The sequence below is a fragment of the Streptomyces fructofermentans genome (genome assembly GCF_014651055.1).
Classification (GTDB): domain Bacteria; phylum Actinomycetota; class Actinomycetes; order Streptomycetales; family Streptomycetaceae; genus Streptomyces; species Streptomyces fructofermentans.
This window is the reverse complement of sequence record NZ_BMWD01000006.1, coordinates 246,893-270,966: the sequence shown is the minus strand read 5'-3', so window position 1 is coordinate 270,966 and position 24,074 is coordinate 246,893. Positions and strand designations below refer to the sequence as shown.

Sequence of the window (24,074 nt, the reverse complement as noted above, 5' to 3'; positions counted from 1 at the left end):
TCAGCCCGAACCCCGGCCCGGCGCGGGCGCGGGACGCCCGCACCCCGGGCCCGAACCCGGCGCGGACCAGGAACGCGGCGCCGACCCGGAACGCGGCGCGGCCCCGGGGCCCAAGGCCGACCCAGACCCCGACCCCGACCCCGGCCCCGGCCCCGGCCCAGGACGCAAGCCCGAACCCCGACCGCCCGGGCCCAAGGCGCGCGCGAACCCCGAGCCCGCCACGGACATCAGCCCGATCCAGGCCCCGCTCCAGGCTCCGATCCCAAGCCTCGACGCCATGCCCCGATCCCAGGCCCCCGTCCGAGGCCCCGCGCCAGACCCCGGGCCGGGCGCGGACCCGGGCGCGAACCCCGAGCCCCGCCCCGGACATCGGCCCGGCCCCAGGCCCAAGCCCAGGCCCCAGGACCTACGCCGGAACGATGTTCACCAGCTTCGGCGCCCGCACGATCACCTTGCGGATGCCCGCCCCCTCCAGCGCGGCGATCACCCGGTCGTCGGCCAGCGCGGCCTTCTCCAGGTCCTCGTCGGAGATGGACGGGGAGACCTCCAGGCGCGCCCTGACCTTGCCCTTGATCTGCACGACGCAGGTCACGGCCTCGTCCACGACGTACGCGGGGTCGGCGACGGGCAGGTCCTGGTGGACGACCGAGTCCGTGTGGCCCAGCCTGCGCCACAGTTCCTCGGCGATGTGCGGGGCCAGCGGGGCGACCAGCAGGACCAGCGCCTCGGCGACCGGACGCGAGACCGGGCCGCCCACCTTGGTCAGGTGGTTGTTCAGCTCGGTGACCTTGGCGATGGCCGTGTTGAAGCGCATGCCCTCCAGGTCGTGGCGGACGCCGTCGATCGCCCGGTGCAGAGCGCGCAGCGTGTCCACGTCGGCCTCGGTGTCGACCACGGTGACCTCACCGGTGTTCTCGTCGACCACGTTGCGCCACAGCCGCTGCAGCAGCCGGTACTGGCCCACCACCGCGCGCGTGTCCCACGGCCGCGAGACGTCCAGCGGGCCCATCGCCATCTCGTACAGGCGCAGGGTGTCCGCCCCGTACTCGGCGCAGATCTCGTCCGGAGTGACCGCGTTCTTCAGGGACTTGCCCATCTTGCCCAGCAGCCGGGAGACCCGCTCGCCCTGGTGGAACCAGGCGCCGTCGCGCTCCTCCACCTCGGTGGCCGCGACGGCGATGCCGCGGCTGTCGCGGTACACGTAGGCCTGGATCATGCCCTGGTTGAACAGCTTGTGGAACGGCTCCGCGGAGGAGACGTGCCCCAGGTCGAACAGGACCTTGGACCAGAAGCGGGCGTACAGCAGGTGCAGCACGGCGTGCTCGGCGCCGCCGACGTACAGGTCGACACCGCCGTGCGGCTGCCCCGCGCGCGGGCCCATCCAGTAGCGCTCGATCTCCGGGTCGACCAGCCGCTCGCTGTTGTGCGGGTCCAGGTAGCGCAGTTCGTACCAGCAGGAACCCGCCCAGTTGGGCATGGTGTTGGTCTCGCGCCGGTACCGCTTGGGGCCGTCACCCAGGTCCAGGGTGACGTCGACCCACTCCTCGTTGCGCGACAGCGGGGTCTCGGGACGGGAGTCCGCGTCGTCCGGGTCGAAGGTGCGCGGCGAGTAGTCCTCGACCTCCGGCAGCTCCAGGGGCAGCATCGACTCGGGCAGCGGGTGGGCGACGCCGTCCTCGTCGTAGACGATCGGGAAGGGCTCGCCCCAGTAGCGCTGCCGGCTGAACAGCCAGTCGCGCAGCCGGAAGTTGACCGTGCCGCGGCCGATGCCCCGGCGCTCCAGCCACTCGGTGATGCGCGCCTTGGCCTCGACGACACCCAGGCCGTCCAGCGAGACGTCGTCGCCCGAGGAGTTGACCAGCCTGGCGTCGTACGAGGCGAACGCGTCCTCCCACGTGGAGGTGTCCGTGCCGCGGTCGTCCGACGGCTCCACGACGCAGCGCATCGGCAGCTCGAAGGCGCGGGCGAACGCGAAGTCGCGGGTGTCGTGCGCGGGGACGGCCATGATCGCGCCGGTGCCGTAGCCCATCAGCACGTAGTCGGCGACGAAGACCGGCACCTGCTCCCCGGAGACCGGGTTGGTCGCGTACACGCCGGTGAAGACACCGGTCTTGTCCTTGGCCTCGGCCTGCCGCTCGACGTCGGACTTCGAGGCGGCCTGGGCGCGGTAGGCGGCGACGGCCTCGGCGGGGGTGGCGTGGCCGCCCGTCCAGACGTCGTGGGTGCCCTCGGGCCAGGCGGCCGGGGTGAACTTCTCGACCAGCGGGTGCTCGGGCGCCAGAACCATGTACGTCGCGCCGAACAGGGTGTCCTGACGGGTGGTGAAGACGGTGATGGCGTCGCCGTCGACCGGGAAGTCGACGCGGGCGCCCTCGGAGCGGCCGATCCAGTTGCGCTGCTGCAGCTTGATGGCGTCGGGCCAGTCCAGCGCGTCCAGGTCGTTCAGCAGCCGGTCGGCGTAGGCGGTGATGCGCATGTTCCACTGGCGCAGCTTGGCCTTGAAGACGGGGAAGTTGCCGCGCTCGGAGCGGCCGTCGGAGGTGACCTCCTCGTTGGCCAGCACGGTGCCCAGCCCGGGGCACCAGTTGACGGGCGCGTCGGAGGCGTAGGCCAGGCGGAACCCGCCCAGGACGTCGGCCCGCTCGACGGCGGTCAGCTCGTGCCACGCGCGCGCGTGGCCCGGTACGGCGCGCTCACCGCTCTCGAACTGGGCGACCAGTTCGGCGATCGGGCGGGCCCTGTCGACCTCGTCGTCGTACCAGGAGTTGAAGATCTGCAGGAAGATCCACTGGGTCCACTTGTAGTAGTCCGGATCGATCGTCGCGAACGACCGGCGCTTGTCGTGGCCCAGGCCCAGCCGGCGCAGCTGGGACGTCATGTTGCCGATGGCCGCCTCGGTGGTGACCCGGGGGTGCTCGCCGGTCTGCACGGCGTGCTGCTCGGCGGGCAGGCCGAAGGCGTCGAAGCCCAGGGTGTGCAGGACGTTGTGACCGGTCATGCGCTGGTACCGGGCGAACACGTCGGTGGCGATGTACCCCAGGGGGTGGCCGACGTGCAGGCCCGTACCGGAGGGGTACGGGAACATGTCCATGATGAACTTCTTGGGCCGGGCGACCAGCTCGGGGTCACCGGCCAGGTCGCCGGTCGGGTTCGGCGCCTCGTAGGTGCCCTCGGCGTCCCAGAAGTCCTGCCAGCGTGCCTCGATCTGCTCGGCCATGGCGGCCGTGTAGCGGTGCGGCGCGGCCACCTCGGAGGCGGCAGCGGTGTTCGTCTCGCTCATGATCCTCAAAGCTCCATCGATCGTCTCTGCCAGCGGCCCGGAAATGAAAAAACCCCTCGCACAGGAGGGGGCGCCGCGCCGATGCCGGCCACGGTCTCACCGGTGGCCGGGAATGATCAGCGCGGCTCGCTAAGCAGAAGGCGTACAGCACGCATGGCGTCAGGGTACCGCAGCGGCCGAGCGGGCCGCGACGGGCCGTGGGCTACGCTCCGGCACTGAGTGTCACGCACGCGCCGGGTCGGCCAGAACTGAACAAGAGTCAAAGGTTACTTCGCGTAAGGGCCGCTAAGGGACATCACAACTCCCTCGCTGCCCTTTGATAACAACGCAATAACTCAAACCTCCTACCCCTCGGTAGAGGTCGACCTAGAGTGCGGCAGCGGGACCGCTTTCCCGAACTGTTCGGAGTTGCCCCATGAACTCTCGCCGCAACAACAGCACGCTCCCGACGCCCGGCCGTTCGGTCCGGGGCGGAGTGACCGCTGCCGCCTTGCTGCTCATACCCGTGATCGTCCTGGTCGGAGGTGACGGACTCCGCGACTTCCTCAACTTCGGCGCCGGCGTCCTGTCGCTGGTCTCCCTCACCTGCTCAGTGCTCTGGGGACTCGTCGCGACCGACCGGGTCTTCCTGAACACGCGCCAGCGGCTCATCGCCCAGGCCGTGCACCGGTCGACCGCGGTCGGCTCCGTCGGCTTCCTCCTGCTGCACGTCACGGTCAAGCTCGCACTCGACCACACGTCGGTGATCGCGGTCGTCATCCCCTTCGGCCTCGGCGTCACCGGCTCCAACGGCCTCATCGGCTTCGGCACCCTGGCCGGACTGCTGATGGTCTTCACCGCCCTCACCGGCGCCCTGCGCAGCGCGTTCGCGTCCCCCGCGGAGGTCGCCGCACGCTGGCGGGCGGTGCACATGCTGGCCTACCCGGCCTGGTGCTCGGCCCTGATCCACGGCCTGTTCGCGGGGCGCGAGGCGAAGCCCGTCTTCGTGATCCTCTACAGCCTCGCCCTGGCCGCCGTCATCGGCGCGCTGGGCCTGCGCTCGGCCCCGGCCTCGTTCAAGCGCAAGGTCTCCCGGCGCGTCCTGTCCCTGCTGGAGACCGGCAACCGGCCCTACCGCGACGACCTCGACGCCCGGCGCGGCAACCAGGACGGCGCGAGGCAGGCCGGCCGCGGCGGCCGGCCCGAGGTCCCCCAGCAGCGGTCCGCGTCCCGGTTCGACTCCCCGCAGCGGTCCGCCCTCACGGACACCGGATCGTTCACGGACACCGGGTCCCTGACCGACACCGCGGGGTTCGCCGCCGCCTACCGGGCCGTCTCCCCGCAGCGCCCGCAGGACCCGACCCAGGCCATGCAGCCGGTGGACATGCAGGCCACCGAGGCGATGCCGCGCGTCGACGGCGGCGAGGGTCCCCGCTGGCCGGCCCCGTCCCCGACCCTCTACGAGGCCCCGCCGCGGCCCGCCGGGAACCAGCCCTACGACCCGTCCTACGGCGGCGGCTCGTACGACACCTCCACGAATGTCACGTACGGCGCGAGTGACGTGTACGACACCGGTGAGACGAACAACCCCCTCGGTACGTACAACCCGAACGACACGTACAACAGCGGTCCCGCCACTGAAACGCTGCCCGGTTCCTACGAGGCACCGAGCAACGGCGAACCCTGGAACGCGCCTTCCGGAGGCTTTTAGTGAACGAGGCCCTTCCCGACGTCCCCGAAGTCCGCGTGGTGGGCCTTCCCCAGCTCACCTCCGGATTCGACCTCGTCGAGAGACTCGATCTGCCCATGCACCTGAAGGTGCACGGGCCGCTCGAGCCGATGGGCGGGGAGCAGCTCGCGCAGCTCTCCGAACGCATCTCCCTGAAGGGCCGCGGCGGCGCGGGCTTCCCGTTCCACAAGAAGCTGCGGTCGGTCGCCGAGGCGGCGATCAAGCGCGGCGTACGGCCCGTCGTAGTGGTCAACGGCAGCGAGGACGAGCCCGCCTGCCGCAAGGACACGGTGATGATCAACCGTGCCCCGCACCTCATCCTGGACGGCGCCCTGCTGGTCGCCGAGGCGCTGGGCGCCCGCACCCTGGTCGTCGGCGTCACCCGTGAGTCCACGCAGCGGTCGATGGAGGCCGCGCTCGCCGAGCGCGGCCTGACCAACCGGCGCGGGGCGACCATCCGCGCACGCGTGCAGCGCAATCCCGTACGGATGGTCACCGGCGCGGCGGCCTCGCTGGTCCGCTCCATCGACGGCGGTCCGGCGATCCCGCCCGGCCGCAAGACCAGCGCCTCGCAGAACGGCGTGGGGGGCGCGCCCACCCTGCTGTCGAACGCGGAGACGTTCGCCCAACTCGCCATCGGCGCGCGCATCGGGGCCGAGCGGTACGGCAACACCGGCCTGTACGACGAGCCGGGCACCGTCATGCTGACCGTCTCCGGCGCCGTCGCCCGCCCCATGGTGATCGAGGCCCCCACCGGTGTGCCGCTGCGCTACATCCTCCAGCTGGCCGGCGCCCCGCCGGTCCCGCAGGGCGTGCTGACCGGCGGCTACCACGGCAAGTGGATCGACGCGGCGACCGTGAACGAGGCGGTCGTCTCGCGCAACTCCCTGGACGCGGTCGGCGGCGCGCTCGGCGCGGGCGCGATCATGCCGATCAGCATGTCGACCTGCCCGCTGGGCGAGTCTCTGCGGGTGGCGCAGTGGCTGGCGGAGGAGAGCGCGGGCCAGTGCGGCCCCTGCTACCTCGGGCTGCCGGCGGCGGCACGCGGCATGGAGGACATCCTCAACGGCGGCGGTCCGGCCGCCCTGGAGGCCCTCAAGCAGGTCGCCAACTCCGTGAAGCGGCGCGGCGCGTGCTCGCACCCGGACGGCTCCGCGATGTTCCTGGAGTCGACCATCAAGGCGTTCACGGACGACCTGGCGGCCCATGTCCTCGGCAACGGCTGCGGACGGCCCGTGGAGGGCGTGCTGCCGCTGTTCGAGGGCGGCCAGCTTCCCACCGGCATCCCGGGCGGCCAGGCGGAGCAGGACCAGGGCCCCAGCCGCCAGAAGATCTTCGTGGACTGGACGCTGTGCCGAGGGCACGGACTGTGCGCGGACATCCTTCCCGAGGTCTTCGAGTTGGGCGCCGACGGCTTCCCCACCGTCGCGCAGGCCCAGGTGCCCCGGTACGCGGAGGCGAAGGCCCTGCGGGCCGTGCGCCGCTGCCCGGCGCTCGCCCTGCGCCTGGAGGAGGACACGCGAGGAGCGGCTCCGCGGCAGAACCTCCCCGCCGTGCGCGAGGGGCGCGGCCGCCGCGCTCTCGGCAGCGGGCGCTGACGTACGGGCGGCCCGGGCGACCGGGCCGCCGGACCGGCACCGCGCCCCCACCCGGTCGACCCGGACAACGCAGAAGGCGGGCCGTCCTATCGGACGACCCGCCTTCATCTGCTGTGGAGCTAAGGAGAATTGAACTCCTGACCTCCTGCATGCCATGCAGGCGCTCTACCAACTGAGCTATAGCCCCTCGCGGTGTTCCGCCCGGTCTCCCCGGCGGCGTCGCCAACATTACCGGTCCTCCCTGCGGTCCACCAAATCGTTTCCGGGACACCGGACGAAGTGGCCGAAGTGGATGAAGTGGACGAATCGGATGTCCCGGGCCCGGCTCGCCCCTCATCCGCACGGACCGGGCCCCGGCCTCCATTACGCGCCTCGGGACGACACCGGCGGTGCCGCCGCGCTCCGCCGCCCGTCCACGCCGTCCGCCCCCGGAGGGCCCTCGTAGGGGCTGCCGCGGGCCGTACGGGGTCACGGGCCGTCATTGGCCGGGAGAGCGCGCGGGAGGCGCGTGTGGACGGTTCCTCGCCGGGGACGCGGCGCCCGCCCGCCGCCGGCCGCCCGCGCCGTACGGCCGCGGGGGCTCGAACCTCGGTGGGACGGCGCCGAGTTGACGGTGGCGGGGCCACGGCCCGGAGATCAGGCCGTGGCGAAGGTGTAGAAGCGCTTGAGGGTGCAGTGCTCGTCCAGGAGGCGCCCGTAGATCGGCTCGCCCTCAAGCTCCCGGTACGTCTCGATGGGGTCGCCTTTTATGATCAGCGCCCGTGCGCATTCCTCGCACCAGTACTGGTAGTCGTGGTTGACCGGTTCCATGTCGCGGACAATCGGCGTACCGCTGCCGCACCAATCGCATTTTCGCCTGTGCGCACCCATCGATCAGCTCCAGCTGTGGCCGCAGGCCGTGCACACGTAGGAAATTCCGCCGTTGTCGCCGAGAAGCTGGGCGACATGGGCCGAACCGCAGGAAGGGCAGTCGAGGCGGGTGATCCGGTCGCGTATCACCTCGGTTCCGGGAAGGTCGTCGACCTCCCCGAGGATGCTCGCAGGCATCGCCACTCCCTCCCGTCGGGCCGCGCCCCCTTCCGGCCGTTTGATTCTGCCACGGCCGGAGCAATACGGTCAGCGACGCCTTCGTACCAGTCCGGACACGGCCCCCGTCAATGCGGCCGGGGCCGGCGCGAACACGCAGACGGGAGGCGTCCTTGAGGAGGTATACGCCGCCGGAGCCCCAAGTGACTCAAGAGCACTCCAAGAAGAGTGTGCCGAACGCCTCGCCACGACGGGCCGGACGTCCGCCCGTCCGGCGGCGCGGCCCCCGCCCGAGGTCGGGAACCGCCGCTGCCGCAGGGCCTTCGAGGCCTCCGCAGTCCGGTTCCCGGACCGTCGGCACACCGGCTCGTCGGCACGCGGGTACGACAAAGGATCCCGCCCCTGACGGGACGGGATCCTTCGAACTGTGGAGCTAAGGAGAATTGAACTCCTGACCTCCTGCATGCCATGCAGGCGCTCTACCAACTGAGCTATAGCCCCTTGCGGTGTTTCCGGCCTTGGGGCCGAACAAGAAGAACTTTAGCCTGCGACCAGCCAGAAAGTGAAATCCGGTCCCGGGGCCCGCCACGAACAGGACGGACCGGCCCCGCACCCCGTGGAGCACCTAGTCGTCGTCGCCGAGCACCGGCTCGGGCAGCGTGCCCGCGTTGTGCTCCAGCAGCCGCCAACCGCGGGCCCCCTCGCCCAGGACGGACCAGCAGCAGTTGGACAGGCCGCCGAGGCTCTCCCAGTGCTGGGACTCCAGCCCGAGGAGCCGGCCGATCGTGGTGCGGATGGTGCCGCCGTGGCTCACGACGACGAGCGTTCCGTCGTCGGGCAGCTTCTCGGCGTGCCGCAGGACCACGGGCGCAGCACGGTCGGCGACCTCGCTCTCCAGCTCGCCGCCGCCCCGGCGCACGGGCTCGCCGCGCTTCCACGCGGCGTACTCGTCGCCGTGCCGGGCGATGATCTCCTCGTGCGTCAGGCCCTGCCAGACACCCGCGTAGGTCTCGCGCAGATCCTCGTCGTGGGTGACGTCGAGACCGGTGAGGGCGGCCAGCTCGGCGGCGGTGTTCGCCGCCCGGCTGAGGTCCGAGGCGACGATCGCGTCCGGCTGCAGGGACGCGAGCAGCCGGGCGGCGCGGCGGGCCTGGCCCACGCCGGTCTCGGTGAGCTCGACGTCCGTGCTGCCCTGGAAGCGCCGTTCCACGTTCCACGAGGTCTGGCCGTGACGCCACAGGATGACGCGGCGCCCGCGACCGGCCTTGCGGCCGGCCCCGGCGCTCATCGCAGTTCTCCGCGCAGCTCGGCGGTGTCCTCCGCGTCCTTGAGCTCGGCGTGCTCGGCGGCCCTGCCGCGCGTGGCCTTGGCGTCGGCGGGCAGGTCCAGCTCGGGGCAGTCCTTCCACAGGCGCTCCAGCGCGTAGAAGACGCGCTCCTCGCTGTGCTGGACGTGCACCACGATGTCCACGTAGTCGAGCAGGATCCAGCGGGCGTCGCGGTCGCCCTCGCGGCGGACCGGCTTGGCGCCGAGTTCCTTGCTGAGCCGCTCCTCGATCTCGTCGACGATCGACTTGACCTGGCGGTCGTTGGGCGCGGAGGCCAGCAGGAAGGCGTCCGTGATGGACAGCACGTCGCTGACGTCGTACGCGATGATGTCGTGCGCGAGCTTGTCTGCGGCCGCCTGCGCGGCGGTGGTGATGAGTTCGAGGGAGCGGTCGGTCGCGGTCACTACAAGGCTTTCCGTAGGCGGTCAGAGTCCCCGAGGGGATACCCCAAGGGTCTCACGGACCGCCGACGGCGCCCCACGCGTCGTACGGACCGCGCTCCCGGGCCGTGCCGGGCGGACCGCGGCGCCGGAGGCGTACGAGCCCCCGGCGCCGTGTCGCCTCACCCGGCGGCGGCCTTGCCCACCTCGTAGTCCTGGCCCAGTACGACCGACACGTCCGCGTTCGAGGTGGTCCTGCCCTTCTTCACGGCAGTGGTCGGCAGCCCCAGGGTCTTGGCGACCTCGACCGCGTCCTCCTTGCGTTTCGCGTCGCTGTACGTGATCCGGGACACGGTCTGCGCGACGGCCTCCCGGCCGCCGTCGACGAAGGTGTAGCCGCCGTTGAGCAGCACGACCCTGGCCTGCTCGGTGGCGTCCTCGTCGCCCGTCGCGTCGCGGACGCCGACCTGGACGGACGCGCCCTTCTCGGGGCTCTTCGCGGTGCCGCCGAGCACGTCCTCGACCACGCTGTCGGCGGCCTGCGCGCTGAGCCTGCCGTCCGTCTGCACCGGCAGCAGGGCGGTCTTGAAGTCGCCGCCCTTCGCCCGGTCGGCCAGCTTGGCCAGGAACGCGCCGAGGTCCTTGTCGCTCAGTGAGGGGTCGAGGATCTGCGCGAGGGTCTGCACGGTGGTCGTCGCGGCCTGCTCGTCGGACGACAGCTTGCGCAGCACTCCCTGCACGACCTGCCCGAACCGTTGCAGCTGCGCGTTCTGGGCCTCGCCGGGGGCGCGGTAGGTGGCGTAGGCCACGGCGGCACGGCCGCTGAGGGTCCGGTCCTCGCCCTTGCGGACCAGCGGCGCCTCGCCCTTCTTCTTGGCGTCCGGGTCCGGCACGTTCACGTCGGTGTCGATGTCGATGTTGCCGACGAGCTCGACGAGGTTGTTGAGGTACGGGGTGTCGAGGCGCCAGGTGCCCTCGATGTCCGTTCCGAGGACGGTGTCCAGTTCGTCGCGGGTGCCGGAGGAACCGTCGTCGTCGACCGACTTGGCGAGCGTCGTGGTCGTGCCGTCCTCACCGGTCAGCGCGAGGGCGTTGGGCAGCAGGACGGTGGTGCCCTGCCCGGTGGTGGTGTTGTCGACGAGCAGCGCGGTCGAGGTGCCGCCGCCCTTGGTGTTGTGGAGGTGGACGACGATCACGTCGCGCTTCTGGGCGCCGCCGGCGGTGGTCGTGCCGGACTTCTTGTCGGCCGGGGCGCCGGGCAGCTTCCCGGCGTACCAGAGGTAGCCGACGCCGCCGGCCACGACCAGCGCCAGCACCACGACGAGGGCCACCACGCGGCCGCGGGCCCTGCGTTTGGCCTCCTCGCGTCGCTCGGTGCGGTTCTCGGTGAACTTCAGCCAGTCGATGACGTCCTCGGAGCTCTCCTGCTCCTCCTCGACGAACGCGAACTGCCCGGTGCCGTAGTCGCGTTCGGGCTCCCGGTCGTCGTCCTGCCGCTCCGCGGGCCCCGCCTGCTGGGGGATGCGGGCGGTGCGCTCCGCGGCCCGGGACTGCTGCCGTCCGGTGTCATGGGACGCCACGGGCTGCTGCGATCCGGTGTCGTAGGGCGCCACGGGCTGCTGACGGCCGGTGTCGTAGGGCGCCACGGGCTGCTGACGGCCCGTGTCGTACGAGGGCACGGGCTGCTGCGTGCCCGTGTCGTACGACCCCACGGAGGTCGCGGACTGCCCCTGGTCCGTCGCGTACGGGTCGTACCCGTAGCCCTGCCCCTGGCCGCCCTGGACCTGCGTCGGCCCCTGGCCGTAGCCCTCGTCGTTCCCGTACGCCTGGCCCTGGGCGTAGCCCTGGTCGGCCGCGTACGTCTGCCCCGCGTAGGGGTCGTACGAGCCGTACTCCTGCTGCCGCGGAACCTGCCCGGGGCCCTGCGGAGGCTGCCCGGGCTGCGGCGCCTGCCGGTACACGGGCTGCCCGAACTCGTCGTAGCCGACGAGTTCGTACTGGTCGCCCCCGTACCCAGCGTCGTATCGGTCGTTCACCGGTGCCCCTCTCGGCTCACTCGCCGCGGTACAGCTCACGCTTGTCGATGTAGCGCACCACGCCGTCCGGCACCAGGTACCAGACCGGGTCGCCCTTGGCGACCCTGGACCGGCAGTCGGTGGACGAGATGGCGAGCGCGGGCACCTCGACGAGCGAGACACCGCCCTCCGGCAGGCCGGGGTCGGCCAGGACGTGGCCGGGCCGGGTGACCCCGATGAAGTGCGCGAGGGAGAACAGTTCCTCGGCGGCGCGCCAGGTGAGGATCTGGCCGAGCGCGTCGGCGCCGGTGATGAAGAAGAGGTCCGTGTCCGGGTTGAGGGCCCGCAGATCGCGCAGTGTGTCCGTGGTGTAGGTCGCGCCGCCGCGGTCGATGTCGATGCGGCTCACGGAGAACTGCGGGTTCTCGGCGGTCGCGATGACCGTCATCAGATAGCGGTCCTCGGCCGGGGAGACCGCGCGCTCGCTCTTCTGCCACGGCTGGCCGGTCGGCACGAACACCACCTCGTCGAGGTGGAACTGCGCGGCGACCTCGCTGGCCGCCACGAGGTGTCCGTGGTGGATCGGGTCAAACGTTCCGCCCATGACGCCGAGGCGGCGCTTGCCCGGGTTCGACGGGCCGTTTCCCGGGCCGCGCCGTGCGTCACGGCGTGCGCCGCCCGCCGGACCGGTAGGCATGTCCTGCTCTCCCATGCGTGCAGACCCTACCGGCCCGGACGGCGGGCCTTGTCGCGCGGGCTTCAGCGGTCGCGGTTGAAGCGGGTCGTGATCCACAGCAGCAGCATGAGGATGACGAAGGCGGCACCGCCGGTCAGGAGCGGGTTGAGGCTCTCGTGGTTGCCACCGTGCTCCTCGCCCTCGGCGGCGAGAGTGACCAACTGGGCTGCGGCGCTGTGGAAGCTCATCTTCGGCAGGACCTATCCGGTGTGGGCGGGATAAAGACTTCCGCACATCGTATGCGGGGGGCTTCTCCCGCATCACTCCGACTCCGCCGTTGGGAACCTTCGGTGGGGTCTCAGTCGTCCCGCTTGTAGCCGCGCAGCAGGAACCAGCCGACCAGTACGCAGCCGACGACCATCACGATCAGCACGACACGGAGGAGATTGCCCGCCCCCTGCTGCTGGGCGGCGCTCGCGGCCTCGGTGAGCCAGGGTCCGGGGAGATGCTCCATGACGTACTACTCCTTCGCTGTACTGCCCGTCCACGGTATCTCCGCCTAGGCTGGGCTCCGCCTTGGGGGCACGGAAAGGCAACCAAACGCATGGGGGACCACATGCCAGAAGACAGCCACGAACACGTACCCAGCAGGCAGCGCCGGCGCTTCGAGGGGATCTCCTCGCGGGCGTACGAGCACCCGGCGGACCGCTCGGCCCTGGTGGCCCTGCGCAAGCTCAGCGGATTCGACACCGTCTTCAAGGCCCTGAGCGGACTGCTCCCCGAGCGCAGCCTCCGACTGCTGTTCCTGTCGGACTCGGTGCGGGTCTCGGACGCCCAGTTCGCTCACCTGAACGACATGCTGCGAGACGCCTGCTACATCCTGGACCTGGAGAAGGTCCCGCCGATGTACGTCAACCAGGACCCGCAGCCGAACGCGATGTGCATCGGCCTGGACGAGCCGATCATCGTCGTCACCACGGGCCTCGTGGAGCTGCTCGACGAGGAGGAGATGCGGGCGGTCGTCGGCCACGAGGTCGGCCACGCGCTGTCCGGCCATTCGGTCTACCGGACGATATTGCTGTTCCTGACGAGTCTGGCCCTGCGGGTGGCGTGGATCCCGCTGGGGAACATCGCGATCATGGCGATCGTGACGGCGCTGCGCGAGTGGTTCCGCAAGTCCGAGCTGTCCGCGGACCGGGCCGGGCTCCTGGTCGGCCAGGACCTCCAGGCGTCGATGCGCGGCCTGATGAAGATCGCGGGCGGCAACCACCTGCACGAGATGAACGTGGACGCGTTCCTCGCGCAGGCCGAGGAGTACGAGGCGGGCGGCGACCTGCGCGACTCCGTCCTCAAGATCCTCAACGTGATGCCCCGCTCCCACCCCTTCACCACGGTCCGGGCGGCCGAGCTGAAGAAGTGGGCCGAGTCCCGCGACCACCAGCGGATCATGGACGGCCACTACCCGCGCAGGGACGAGGACAGGGACACCTCGGTGACCGACTCCTTCCGGCAGTCGGCCGCGAGCTACGCCTCGGACGTCAAGAACTCGAAGGACCCGCTGATGAAGCTGGTCAGCGACATCGCGGGCGGCGCGGGGGACCTCGGCGGCCGGGTGCGGCGGGGCTTCGGCGGCTTCGCCAACGGAGGCTCGCCGCAGGACGGGCCGCCCGCCGACCGTCCGGGCGACGGCGGCCCTGGCTCGGGTGCCTGACGGATCAGAGTTTGGGCTGGGCGCTGGCCGCCAGCGACCCGCACAGCGACGTGGCGCTGCCCGTCGCGTACGGGTCGGTGCCGGCCGGGCCGCCCGCCTTGGCCGTCTCCCCGGCGAGCAGCGGGCGCAGATGGTTCGTGGCGTCCTCGGCGCAGGCCAGCGGCCCGGCCTGGACGTACGACACGACCAGCTCGACCTGGCGCATGCGCAGGTCGTCCCGGTCGAAGCGGAAGTGCAGCTCGCGCCGCACGGTGAACAGGGAGGCCTCGGCCTCCTCGTCCGCGCCCGTCGGCCGCAGCGCGTAGACGAAGGTGTGGTCGGCGCTGACCTCCAGGGTGTCCGAGTCGGTCTCGGCGGCGGCCAGGGTGCCCTGCACCCTGATCCTGGGGTCGGCGAGTTCGGCGCGGTTCGGATCGAAGCGGACCAGCCAGCCGGTGGGGGCGTGCCGTCCGTCCGCGACCGGGTGCTCGAAGCTCTGGTCGAACTGGTCGAGCTGCTGCGGGTCGAGCAGGATCCGTACGGGCCGGGTGGCGCCGCCGGTCAGTACGTCCGGGTCGAGCGCCGACTCGACGAGGTAGTCCTTCGCGGTGGTCAGGGCGGTGACGACCTGGCTGTCGGAGAAGTGCGCGGTGCGCCGGGAGGCTGGCAGGGTGATGCCCTCGGCGCCGATGCGGAACTGGTCGGCCGGGCTGTGCGCGAACAGCGCCTCCACGTCGGCGGAGCCGGGCACGGCGGACTGCGGCGCCAGCGGGATCACGGTCATCCGCAGCGGCTCGGGCGGCTTCACGGCGGGCGTCTGGTACGGATGGCGTACGCCCATGTAGATCGCGGTGCCGAAGGCGACGGCGATCAGGACGACGAGGACGAGCGCCTGCCGGGAGAGGCCGCGTCGCACGGGCTGCCGGCGGCGGACGGCCGGCGCGTGGTCGCCGACCCGTTCCTGGGCGGAGAACTCCTGGAGGCGGGCAGCGCGGACGAACGATTCGTCGAAGACGACGGATCGGTACTCCTCCTCGCCACCGCCCGGAGCGCCCTCGGGCGCCCCTTCAGGTGGGTCTCCTGGTCCGCCCATACATTCAGAGTAGGTCTCCCGGACCTCGGGTAAACGCCCCGTCGCACCACAAGTTCTGACAGGTTCTCACCGGACTCGTCCCCGGGCTCCGGCACGGTCGAGCGGAGCTCGCGAGCACGGTTCCAAACCTCCGCGGGCCCGTGTGCGCTCCCCCGTGTCCGCCCCCGTCCCGCCACGCGCTTCCGCGGGACACCGCCCTCCCCCTCGGGACGCGGCACGGCCGCGGGGCCGCGCGCGGGACCCCCGCTCAGGGGATGCGCGGCACCGCCGACACGGGCGGCTGGGAGTAGTCGGCCGAGGCCGAGGGCCCCACTCCGCCGCCCGGTTCGAGGCCCGTGGCCGCGGGCGCCGGCACCTCTTCCCGGCTGCCGGAGGAGGCCCCCCGGTAGACGGCGGTGAAGGCGAGCGCGACCATGCCGATGCCCATCACGAGGGCGAGCATCCAGGCGACGGGCCGGTGCCAGCGGGTCTGCTTCCCGTAGAGGCCCGGGCCGCGGTGGCCGTGGTACAGCACATCGCGGTCGTCGAACTCGTCGGGGTCGTCCGGATCCGTGTCGCGGCCGAAGCCCCCGCGGTCGTCGGGGCCGAAACCGTCATCGTGGAGTTCGTCGTCCCCGCGCAGGCCCCTGGCGTGCGCCCGGCGCGCCTCGGCCTCCGAGGCCTCGGCTCTCGCCTGGGCGGCGGCGAGGAGGCGTTCGACGGCGGTCGGCTCGTGAACGGTCGCCGCCCGCACGAAGGCCTCGTCGAAGACCACGGAGGCGAACTCTTCGTCCGCACCCCCGCGGTCGCGGTCGTCGTCGGGCTCCCAGCCGTCAGGGAACGGCGTGCCCCCCACGTCCTCCGGCACGGATCCAGAGTAGACCTGGGTGGTCAATTTGGGCAGACCGTACGGAAATTCATCCGCCTGGCGAGACGGCTGTCCGCGCGCCGCCCCGCCCCCGGCGCCGAAGGCCCCGCTCAGCGCCGGATGTGGCCGTCGCCCGTGACGATGTACTTGGTGCTCGTCAGCTCCGGCAGCCCCATCGGGCCCCGCGCGTGCAGCTTCTGCGTGGAGATCCCGATCTCGGCGCCGAAGCCGAACTGGCCGCCGTCCGTGAAGCGGGTGGACGCGTTCACGGCGACCGTCGTGGAGTCGACCAGCTGGGTGAAGCGGCGGGCCGCCTGCTGCGAGGTGGTGACGATCGCCTCCGTGTGGCCCGAGCTCCACAGCCGGATGTGCGCCACCGCCTTGTCGAGCGAGTCGACGACCGCGGCGGCGATGTCGTACGACAGGTACTCGGTGTCCCAGTCCTCCGTCGTGGCCTCGACCACCGTGGCCCTGGAGTCCTTGGCGTGGGCGAGGACCCGCTCGTCGGCGTGCACGGTGACACCGGCGTCCGCGAGGGCGTCGAGGGCGCGCGGCAGGAACTCGGGGGCGATGTCCTGGTGCACGAGGAGCGTCTCGGCGGCGTTGCAGACGCTGGGCCGCTGCGCCTTGGAGTTGATCAGGATGTCGACGGCCATGTCGAGGTCGGCGTGCGCGTCCACGTAGACGTGGCAGTTCCCGGTGCCGGTCTCGATGACCGGGACGGTGGACTCCTGGACGACCGTGCGGATCAGGGAGGCGCCACCGCGCGGGATGAGCACGTCGACCAGCCCTCGGGCGCGCATCAGCTCCCGTACGGACTCGCGGCTGTCGCCGGGGACGAGCTGCACCGCGTCGGCGGGCAGCCCCGATCCGCCGACGGCGTCGCGCAGCACGCGGACGAGGGCCGCGTTGGACTCGTACGCCGAGGACGAGCCGCGCAGCAGGACCGCGTTCCCGGACTTCAGGCACAGGGCGGCCGCGTCGACGGTCACGTTGGGGCGGGCCTCGTAGATGATGCCGACGACCCCGAGCGGCACACGGACCTGCCGCAGGTCGATGCCGTTGGGCAGGGTCGAGCCGCGGACGACCTCACCGACGGGGTCGGGCAGGGCCACCACGTCGCGCACGTCGGACGCGATGGCGCGGACGCGCTCGGGCGTCAGGGTCAGCCGGTCGATCACGGACTCGCCGGTACCGGCCTCGCGGGCACGCTCGACGTCCTTTGCGTTGGCCTCGACGATCTCGCTCGTACGGACCTCCAGCGCGTCCGCGATCGCGAGCAGCGCGTCGTCCTTGTCGGCGCGCGGCAGCGGGGCGAGGTCGGCGGCAGCGCCCTTGGCGCGGTAGGCGGCCTGCGCGACCGGGGACATCGAGTCGTACGGCGAGAGCGTGGTCATAACCCGCAGGGTAGTGCGCCCGCCAGAGGCGCTCAGCCGTTGTCCCACACCGCGAGACAGGTCCTGGACCGGCCCTGGAAGGCTAGAAAGGGTGCACGCCGACCGGGGTGGCGGGCTGGGGGCCGAACCCCTCGGCGATGCGCTGGTGGTAGGTCTCCCGGTCGATGACCTCCAGGCCGACGATCTCCCAGGGCGGCAGCTTCGCGGTCTGCCGGTGCTCCCCCCACAGGCGCAGGGCGACCGCGGCGGCGTCGTGCAGGTCCCGGGCCTCTTCCCAGTAGCGGATCTCCGCGTGGTCGTTGGCGTACCTGCTGGTCAGCAGAAAGGGATGGTCGTGGGCCAGCTGCTCGAGCCCTCGCCTGACCTCCTTGAGCGGGGCCTCCTCGCCCGAGACGCTGAGCGTGACGTGCCACAGCCGCGGCAGGTCCCTCGGGTCCCCGGCGTCGAAGGCGTCGCCGGCCGCGACGCTCGTGAGGGCCCGCTCCTCGCCGACCGCCCGGGCCGCGCCGGCCTCACGGGCCATCGCCGCCCCAGGGCGCACTCGTCTCACGACGGCCTCCTTCACGCATGGGTCCGCTCGGACTCGGGGGGTCTCCCTGAAACAAAGTTGAGCAGGTGGGGCGGCTCCGTGTGACGGTTTTACGGAACGTCCACCGGCGGGAGCCTTCCTTTCGGCCGTTTACGGGTGCAGCAGCACCAGATCGTCCCTGTGTACGACTTCCCTCTCGTACGCCGCTCCCAGCTCGCGGGCCAGCTCGCGGGTGGAGCGGCCGATCAGCTGGGGGATCTCCTTGGCGTCGAAGTTGACCAGCCCCCGGGCGACCGCGCGTCCCGTGCCGTCGCGCAGCTCGACCGGGTCGCCCGCGACGAAGTCGCCCTCCACGGCGGCGATGCCCGCGGGCAGCAGGGACGTACGCCGTTCGACCACCGCCCGCACGGCCCCGTCGTCGAGGACGATCGCGCCCTGCGGGGTCGACGCGTGCTGGAGCCACAGGAGCCGGTCGGCGGAGCGGCGGCCCGTGGCGTGGAAGTAGGTCCCGGTGTCGCGTCCCGCGAGGGCGTCCGCCGCGTGGACCGCGCTGGTCAGCACGACCGGGATGCCGGCGGCCGCCGCGATCCGGGCGGCCTCCACCTTGGTGACCATGCCGCCGGTGCCGACGCCCGCCTTGCCCGTGCTGCCGATCTCGACGTGCGCGAGGTCGGCCGGGGTGCGCACCTCCGCCAACCGTGTGGTGCCGGGTCTGGCCGGGTCGCCGTCGTACACCCCGTCGACGTCGGACAGCAGGACCAGCAGGTCGGCGCGTACGAGATGGGCGACGAGGGCCGCGAGGCGGTCGTTGTCGCCGAATCGGATCTCGTCCGTGGCGACGGTGTCGTTCTCGTTGACGACCGGCAGCGCGCCCATCGCGAGCAGCTTGTCGAGCGTGCGGGAGGCGTTGCGGTGGTGGGCGCGGCGGCTCATGTCGTCGGAGGTGAGCAGGACCTGGCCGACGCGGATGCCGTGGCGGGCGCAGGACGCGGTGTAGCGGGCCACCAGGAGGCCCTGGCCCACGCTGGCCGCGGCCTGCTGGCGGGCGAGGTCCTTGGGCCGGCGGCGCAGGCCCAGCGGGGCGAGGCCCGCGGCGATGGCGCCGGAGGAGACGAGGACGATCTCCCGCTCCCCGCCGCTGCGGCCCTTGGCGAGGACGTCGACCAGGGCGTCCACCCGGTCGGCGTCGAGGCCCCCGGAGGCGGTGGTCAGGGAGGAGGAGCCCACCTTGACGACGATCCGGCGGGCGTCCGCCACGTCCTGCCTTGCCGCTGACACGCTCTCCCCCATGTTCGGAAACGTCCGACCCGGTGTTCCGGCGGGCCCGGTGCGTGCAATCTACGTGACCGGGAGTGCCGGACGCCGCCGGATTCCGGGTGGCGGACACCCCGCCGGACCGGGCCCGAGGGCGCCGCCGGACACCGCGCGTCCGGCCTTCCGGGTGACGGGCGCGTGACTCCTGCGGGTGACGGCCTCCGGGACCTTCCGGGTGACGGTCCCGGACGCTCCGCGTGACCGGGGACACGCCCTACGCCGAGTGCGCCGGCCGGGAGGCCCGCGGACCAGGGCGGGAGGCGGAACTGCCGGTCGCCGCACGGGCTCTCGCCGTTTTGGCCCGATATCCGGTGATAGTTCTCACGCAAGATTGCTAGGCGACCCGCAGAGGTCATACGGTCAGGGATCGGCCTCTCTCTCACGAGGTACGAGGGGCCCGCCCCCCGACGCCTTCCCCATCCGCCGCATCCCTCGCAGGAGCCCATTCCGTGCCCTCCGCCGGACTCGCACCCCGCCGCATCGTGCAGCTCTCCGCGCTGTTCGCGATGTTCGCGCTCTTCACGGCCCAGATCGTTTCAGCACTGGTGCCGAACGTCCCGGTGTTCGTCGCCGTGAGCGCCGCCGGCCTCGCCCTCGACGTACTGCTCCAGTACCGGGACCCCGGGCTGCTCTCACTGCTGGGCAAGGTCCGCTTCGACGTCACGGTCCGGCAGTTGCTGCGCGACATGCTGGTCCTGGTGGCACTTCTGCGGATCGACGGCATCAACCCGCTGCGCGAACAGGCGCCGCTGCTCGTCGCCCTGTGCGCCTTCTACGCGCTGCACTTCGCCTGCCAGGCCGTCGCGGTCGTGGTCCGCCGCACCCGCACGCTGCCGATCGTCACGCGCAACATCGACGCCTCGGCACTGCGCCTGTCCGCCGCCCCGCCGCGCATCCTGGCCCGCCGCCAGGGCCACCGCCTGCTCACCTTCTCCGTGCCGGCCACGACGGGCCTGCTGCTGACCGCGGCCACCACGGACGCGTACTGGGGCGGCATCGGCCTCGGTGTCTCCCTCGCCCTGCTGGGCGGCGGCACGGTCCACCTCGCCACCTGGCTGCTGCCGAGGAAGCGCGCCAGGAACGAGCAGCAGGTCGTGCAGTGGCTGGACAAGTGGCTCGCCGACTACCGGCCGACCGTCGCCATGTACTTCTCGGGCGGCACGACCTCCGCCTACCAGGCGAACATGTGGCTCTCGACGCTCTCCGCGATCGACGCCAAGCCGCTGATCGTGCTCCGCGAGCGGTTCATGGTGCAGAAGATCGACGCCACCGACGTGCCGGTCATCTGCTTCCCGAAGGTCTCGACCATGTTCTCGCTGGAGAACTCGACGCTGAAGATGATGCTGCACCCGGCCAACGCCGCGAAGACCTCGCAGGTGCTGCGCATCCCCACGATCAAGCACGCCTTCATCAACCACGGCGAGAGCGACAAGCTGTCCTCCTGCAACCCCTACGCGAAGGCGTACGACGAGGTGTGGGTGGCCGGACCCGCGGCCCGCGAGCGCTACGCGCTGGCCGAGGTCGGCGTCGAGGACAAGGACATCGTGGAGGTCGGCCGCCCGCAGCTCGCGCCGATCCGGCCGTTCTCCGGTGCCCCCACCGGCACCTTCACGAACGTGCTCTACGCGCCCACCTGGGAGGGCTGGGACGGCAACCCCGGCAACACCTCGGTGGTGCTGGCCGGCGAGAACATCGTCCGCCGGCTGCTCGCCGACGAGGGCGTACGCCTCCTCTACAAGCCGCACCCGATGACCGGTTCCGTGGACCCGCGCGCGGGCGCCGCGAACGAGCGCATCAAGGCGATGATCCGCGAGGCCAACACCAGGCGCTCCGGTGCCCGGCCGGACTCGAGCGCGGCGGCCGAACTGGCCCGCCGTACGACCGCCCTGGACCAGCTCACCTCCACCGCCTTCCGGGAGAGCGCCGACGAAATGGAGCGGATGCTGCTCCAGGGCGCGCCCGAGGGCGACCGCGAGACCGCCATCACCGAGGCCACCCTGGCCTGGGAGAAGGCCTACTGGGCGTCCTTCCCCGAGTGGGAGCACCAGATCGTCACCGAGGCGCGGCCGGCGATCTTCGCCTGCTTCAACCAGGCCGACCTGCTCGTCAGCGACGTGTCGTCGGTCGTCTCCGACTGGCTGTCGAGCGAGAAGCCGTACGCCGTCGCCAACACCTCGGGGATGTCCGAGGAGGCGTTCCGCACGGGCTTCCCGACGGTGTCCGCGGGCGTCATCCTCTCGCCCGCCGCCGAGGGTGTCGCGGACCTCCTCGAAGCGGTCCGGCACCCGGAGCTGGACGGTCACGCGGCGGCCCGCGCCACCCTCAAGGAGCACCTGCTCGGTCCGTCCGACCCGCCGTCGCTGGCCCGCTTCAACGCGGCGATCGACGACCTGTGCACCCAGGCGGACGAGCGGAGCGTACGCATGGAGGCGCGGCTCGCCTCGGAGATCCCCTCGCCCCGGGCCGGGGACGCGGAGGCGGTCGCCGAGGCCGCCGAGGAGGCCGCCACGGAGGACGCGCAGGAGCAGAACGGCGCGGAGGACTCCGTCAACGCGTGACGCGCTGACGCACCGACACGCGGAAAGGGCCCCGGGAGACTTCTCCCGGGGCCCTTTCCGCGTGCTCCCCGCCTCCCCGCACCCGGCGGTCACCCGCGGGCTCACCCTGAGGCCGCCCACGGCCCGGGGAGAGGCCCCGTACCCCGTGCCCCTCCCCCGCCCACCCGGGTCTCGGCCCGCTCCCGGACGGGCACGGGAGACCGGAAGCGGTCGGCACGGAACGCGGAACGCCCCGCGGCCCTCCGGAGAGGGCCGCGGGGCGCGGGGTGGTCCGTACGGACGCCCTAGAAGGGGTTGAAGTCGTCGAACTCCTGGTCCGCCTCGTCCCGCTCCGCCTGCTTGTCGCGGCGGCGCTGGGCGGCCGGGCGGGGCTCGTCCAGGCGGTGGTCCTCACCGCGGCGGCCGAGCATCTCCGCGCCTGCCATGACCGTGGGCTCCCAGTCGAAGACGACCGCGTTCTCCTCGGGGCCGATGGCGACGCCGTCGCCCGAACGGGCGCCGGCCTTCATCAGCTTGTCCTCGACACCGAGGCGGTTGAGCCGGTCGGCCAGGTAGCCGACGGCCTCGTCGTTGTTGAAGTCCGTCTGGCGGACCCAGCGTTCGGGCTTCTCGCCGCGGACGCGGTAGAGGCCGTCCTCCTCCTGCACGACGGTGAAGCCGGCGTCGTCGACCGCCTTCGGGCGGATGACGATCCGGGTGGCCTCCTCCTTCGGCTTCGCCGCACGGGCCTGCCCGACCAGCTCGGCGAGCGCGAAGGACAGCTCCTTCAGTCCCGTGTGGGCGACGGCCGACACCTCGAACACGCGGTAGCCGCGCGCCTCCAGGTCCGGGCGGACCATCTCGGCGAGGTCCTTGCCGTCGGGTACGTCGATCTTGTTGAGCACGATGAGCCGGGGACGGTTGCCGAGGCCGCCGTACTCCCGCAGCTCCTCCTCGATGATGTCGAGGTCGGAGATCGGGTCGCGCTCCGATTCGAGGGTCGCCGTGTCCAGCACGTGCACGAGCACCTCGCAGCGCTCCACGTGCCGCAGGAACTCGAGCCCGAGGCCCTTGCCCTGGCTCGCGCCCGGGATCAGTCCCGGCACGTCGGCGATGGTGTAGACGGTCGAGCCCGCCGTCACCACGCCGAGGTTCGGGACCAGAGTCGTGAACGGGTAGTCCGCGATCTTCGGCTTGGCCGCGGACAGCACCGAGATCAGCGAGGACTTGCCGGCGCTCGGGTAGCCCACCAGGGCCACGTCCGCGACGGTCTTCAGCTCCAGGACGATGTCCTGGAGGTCGCCGGGCACACCGAGCAGCGCGAAGCCGGGGGCCTTGCGGCGGGCCGAGGACAGCGCGGCGTTGCCGAGGCCGCCCCTGCCGCCCTCCGCGGCGACGTACGTCGTGCCGTTGCCCACCATGTCGGCGAGCACGTTCCCCGCACGGTCCGTGACGACCGTGCCGTCGGGCACCGGCAGGACCAGGTCCTGGCCGTCCTTGCCTGACCGGTTGCCGCCCTCGCCGGGCTTGCCGTTGGTGGCCTTGCGGTGCGGGGAGTGGTGGTAGTCCAGGAGTGTGGTGACGGACTGGTCCACGACCAGGATCACGTCGCCGCCGCGGCCGCCGTTGCCGCCGTCCGGACCGCCGAGCGGCTTGAACTTCTCCCGGTGGACGGAGGCACAGCCGTGGCCTCCGCTACCCGCGGCGACATGCAGCTCGACGCGGTCCACGAAGGTGGTCATGGGATGTGCCTCCAGTTACGTACGGGAAAGACCAGCTGAGATCTCTACTCAGTTAGAACACGCGAAAGGCGGACCCGCTTCCCGTACGGGAAGTGAGGTCCGCCTCGCGAAAAGTACCGGTCAGGCGACCGGAACGATGTTCACGACCTTGCGGCCACGGTGCGTACCGAACTCGACCGCACCGGCGGCCAGCGCGAACAGCGTGTCGTCCTTGCCACGGCCGACGCTCGCGCCGGGGTGGAAGTGGGTGCCACGCTGGCGGACCAGGATCTCACCGGCGTTGACGACCTGACCGCCGAAGCGCTTCACGCCGAGCCGCTGAGCATTGGAGTCGCGACCGTTCCGGGTGGACGATGCGCCCTTCTTGTGTGCCATCTCTCCTCAGTCCCTTACTTCGCAGCCGCGGGGATCTCAGTGACCTTGATCGCCGTGTACTGCTGGCGGTGGCCCTGACGACGGCGGTAGCCGGTCTTGTTCTTGTAGCGAAGGATGTCGATCTTGACGCCCTTGTGGTGGTCCACGATCTCGGCCTGGACCTTGATACCGGCAAGGACCCACGGGTCGCTGGTGACAGCGTCGCCGTCGACAACGAGCAGGGTCGAGAGCTCGACCGTGTCGCCGACCTTGGCAGTGGGAATCTTGTCAACCTCAACGATGTCGCCGACAGCAACCTTGTGCTGGCGACCACCGCTGCGCACGATGGCGTACACGCTGATCTCTCTCTCGTTCGCTCGGAATCCCCGCAGTCCAGCCACCGACGCAAAGCAGGTGGCCTCTCCCGGGGCGCGAGCCACCGGGAGGAAGAGGTTTACGGGAATGCGGCGTGTCTGTGGACACGCCGAGGGTCAAGGTTACGGGGCCCCGACCTGGGGGTCAAACCGGGCCCCGGGCGGTCCCGGGACGGGCCGCGGACCG

General features: G+C 71.7%; 21 protein-coding genes and 2 tRNA genes. 4 read left to right on the top strand and 19 right to left on the bottom strand.

The genetic code is table 11. The features are described 5' to 3' along the window. Positions 1-406: 406 nt before the first annotated feature. On the bottom strand, positions 407-3,280 hold the full coding sequence (gene leuS, locus IE265_RS11415; RefSeq protein WP_190035340.1) for a leucine--tRNA ligase: 2,874 nt from the start codon (positions 3,278-3,280) through the stop codon (positions 407-409). Between the two features lie 415 nt (positions 3,281-3,695). Between leuS and IE265_RS11410 the strand changes: the two genes are divergently transcribed. Then, complete coding sequence (locus tag IE265_RS11410; RefSeq protein ID WP_190035339.1) at positions 3,696-4,970, top strand: ferric reductase-like transmembrane domain-containing protein; 1,275 nt, start codon at positions 3,696-3,698, stop codon at positions 4,968-4,970. Next, the gene (locus IE265_RS11405; RefSeq protein WP_190035338.1) at positions 4,970-6,586 is read left to right on the top strand and encodes an NADH-quinone oxidoreductase subunit NuoF family protein; all 1,617 of its coding nucleotides are present in this window, start codon (positions 4,970-4,972) and stop codon (positions 6,584-6,586) included. Before IE265_RS11410 ends, IE265_RS11405 begins: the two co-directional genes overlap by 1 nt. Positions 6,587-6,700: 114 nt before the next feature. Here the strand turns inward: IE265_RS11405 and IE265_RS11400 are convergent. From IE265_RS11400 to IE265_RS11355, 10 genes are all read right to left on the bottom strand, one after another. After that, positions 6,701-6,773, bottom strand: a tRNA-Ala gene (locus IE265_RS11400). A gap of 449 nt (positions 6,774-7,222) precedes the next feature. Then, the gene (locus tag IE265_RS11395; RefSeq protein WP_054231942.1) at positions 7,223-7,456 is read right to left on the bottom strand and encodes a hypothetical protein; all 234 of its coding nucleotides are present in this window, start codon (positions 7,454-7,456) and stop codon (positions 7,223-7,225) included. A 3-nt stretch (positions 7,457-7,459) separates the two neighbouring features. Then, positions 7,460-7,633, bottom strand: a complete 174-nt coding sequence (locus tag IE265_RS11390; RefSeq protein WP_190035337.1) for a hypothetical protein — start codon at positions 7,631-7,633, stop codon at positions 7,460-7,462. A 407-nt stretch (positions 7,634-8,040) separates the two neighbouring features. Beyond that, positions 8,041-8,113: transfer RNA gene (locus IE265_RS11385), tRNA-Ala, on the bottom strand. Positions 8,114-8,237: 124 nt separating this feature from the next. Beyond that, a complete protein-coding gene (locus IE265_RS11380; RefSeq protein WP_190035336.1) occupies positions 8,238-8,900 on the bottom strand; it encodes a histidine phosphatase family protein in 663 nt (220 codons plus the stop codon). Continuing rightward, the gene (gene rsfS / locus IE265_RS11375) at positions 8,897-9,343 is read right to left on the bottom strand and encodes a ribosome silencing factor (protein ID WP_190035335.1); all 447 of its coding nucleotides are present in this window, start codon (positions 9,341-9,343) and stop codon (positions 8,897-8,899) included. Before rsfS ends, IE265_RS11380 begins: the two co-directional genes overlap by 4 nt. A gap of 158 nt (positions 9,344-9,501) precedes the next feature. Further along, positions 9,502-11,355 carry an LCP family protein gene (locus IE265_RS11370; protein ID WP_190035334.1) on the bottom strand — a complete coding sequence of 618 codons (1,854 nt, stop codon included), beginning with the start codon at positions 11,353-11,355 and terminating at the stop codon, positions 9,502-9,504. Between the two features lie 16 nt (positions 11,356-11,371). Next, on the bottom strand, positions 11,372-12,046 hold the full coding sequence (gene nadD / locus IE265_RS11365; RefSeq protein WP_190035333.1) for a nicotinate-nucleotide adenylyltransferase: 675 nt from the start codon (positions 12,044-12,046) through the stop codon (positions 11,372-11,374). Positions 12,047-12,093: 47 nt separating this feature from the next. Beyond that, positions 12,094-12,258 (bottom strand): hypothetical protein, encoded by a 165-nt coding sequence (locus tag IE265_RS11360; RefSeq protein WP_190035332.1) that lies wholly within the window; start codon positions 12,256-12,258, stop codon positions 12,094-12,096. A gap of 110 nt (positions 12,259-12,368) precedes the next feature. Then, a complete protein-coding gene (locus IE265_RS11355) occupies positions 12,369-12,524 on the bottom strand; it encodes a hypothetical protein (protein WP_190035331.1) in 156 nt (51 codons plus the stop codon). 102 nt (positions 12,525-12,626) lie between these two features. On the opposite strand from IE265_RS11355, the gene IE265_RS11350 reads away from it, so the two are divergent. Then, positions 12,627-13,721, top strand: a complete 1,095-nt coding sequence (locus tag IE265_RS11350; protein WP_229916129.1) for a M48 family metallopeptidase — start codon at positions 12,627-12,629, stop codon at positions 13,719-13,721. 4 nt (positions 13,722-13,725) lie between these two features. On the opposite strand, the gene IE265_RS11345 is transcribed toward IE265_RS11350, so the two are convergent. The 5 genes from IE265_RS11345 to proB all read right to left on the bottom strand — a co-directional run bounded on the left by IE265_RS11345 (position 13,726) and on the right by proB (position 18,844). Beyond that, entirely contained in the window at positions 13,726-14,793 is a 1,068-nt protein-coding gene (locus IE265_RS11345) for an SCO2583 family membrane protein (RefSeq protein WP_190035329.1), read from the bottom strand. A gap of 247 nt (positions 14,794-15,040) precedes the next feature. Then, on the bottom strand, positions 15,041-15,640 hold the full coding sequence (locus IE265_RS11340; protein WP_444545244.1) for an SCO2584 family spore wall biosynthesis protein: 600 nt from the start codon (positions 15,638-15,640) through the stop codon (positions 15,041-15,043). 110 nt (positions 15,641-15,750) lie between these two features. Next, positions 15,751-17,037, bottom strand: coding sequence for a glutamate-5-semialdehyde dehydrogenase (locus IE265_RS11335; protein WP_190035327.1), 1,287 nt, complete (start codon positions 17,035-17,037; stop codon positions 15,751-15,753). A gap of 82 nt (positions 17,038-17,119) precedes the next feature. Continuing rightward, on the bottom strand, positions 17,120-17,578 hold the full coding sequence (locus tag IE265_RS11330; protein ID WP_190035426.1) for a DUF8830 family protein: 459 nt from the start codon (positions 17,576-17,578) through the stop codon (positions 17,120-17,122). 138 nt (positions 17,579-17,716) lie between these two features. Then, on the bottom strand, positions 17,717-18,844 hold the full coding sequence (gene proB / locus IE265_RS11325) for a glutamate 5-kinase (protein WP_229916128.1): 1,128 nt from the start codon (positions 18,842-18,844) through the stop codon (positions 17,717-17,719). Positions 18,845-19,329: 485 nt separating this feature from the next. On the opposite strand from proB, the gene IE265_RS11320 reads away from it, so the two are divergent. Beyond that, a complete protein-coding gene (locus IE265_RS11320; RefSeq protein WP_190035325.1) occupies positions 19,330-21,438 on the top strand; it encodes a CDP-glycerol glycerophosphotransferase family protein in 2,109 nt (702 codons plus the stop codon). A gap of 284 nt (positions 21,439-21,722) precedes the next feature. Here the strand turns inward: IE265_RS11320 and obgE are convergent, their stop codons facing one another. The 3 genes from obgE to rplU form a co-directional block, all read right to left on the bottom strand. After that, a complete protein-coding gene (obgE, locus tag IE265_RS11315; protein ID WP_190035324.1) occupies positions 21,723-23,159 on the bottom strand; it encodes a GTPase ObgE in 1,437 nt (478 codons plus the stop codon). Positions 23,160-23,279: 120 nt separating this feature from the next. Beyond that, positions 23,280-23,534: a 50S ribosomal protein L27 gene (gene rpmA / locus IE265_RS11310; RefSeq protein ID WP_006374707.1), complete on the bottom strand. Its 255-nt coding sequence runs from the start codon at positions 23,532-23,534 to the stop codon at positions 23,280-23,282. Between the two features lie 14 nt (positions 23,535-23,548). Continuing rightward, positions 23,549-23,869 carry a 50S ribosomal protein L21 gene (gene rplU, locus IE265_RS11305; protein WP_054231928.1) on the bottom strand — a complete coding sequence of 107 codons (321 nt, stop codon included), beginning with the start codon at positions 23,867-23,869 and terminating at the stop codon, positions 23,549-23,551. Between the last annotated feature and the right edge of the window lie 205 nt (positions 23,870-24,074).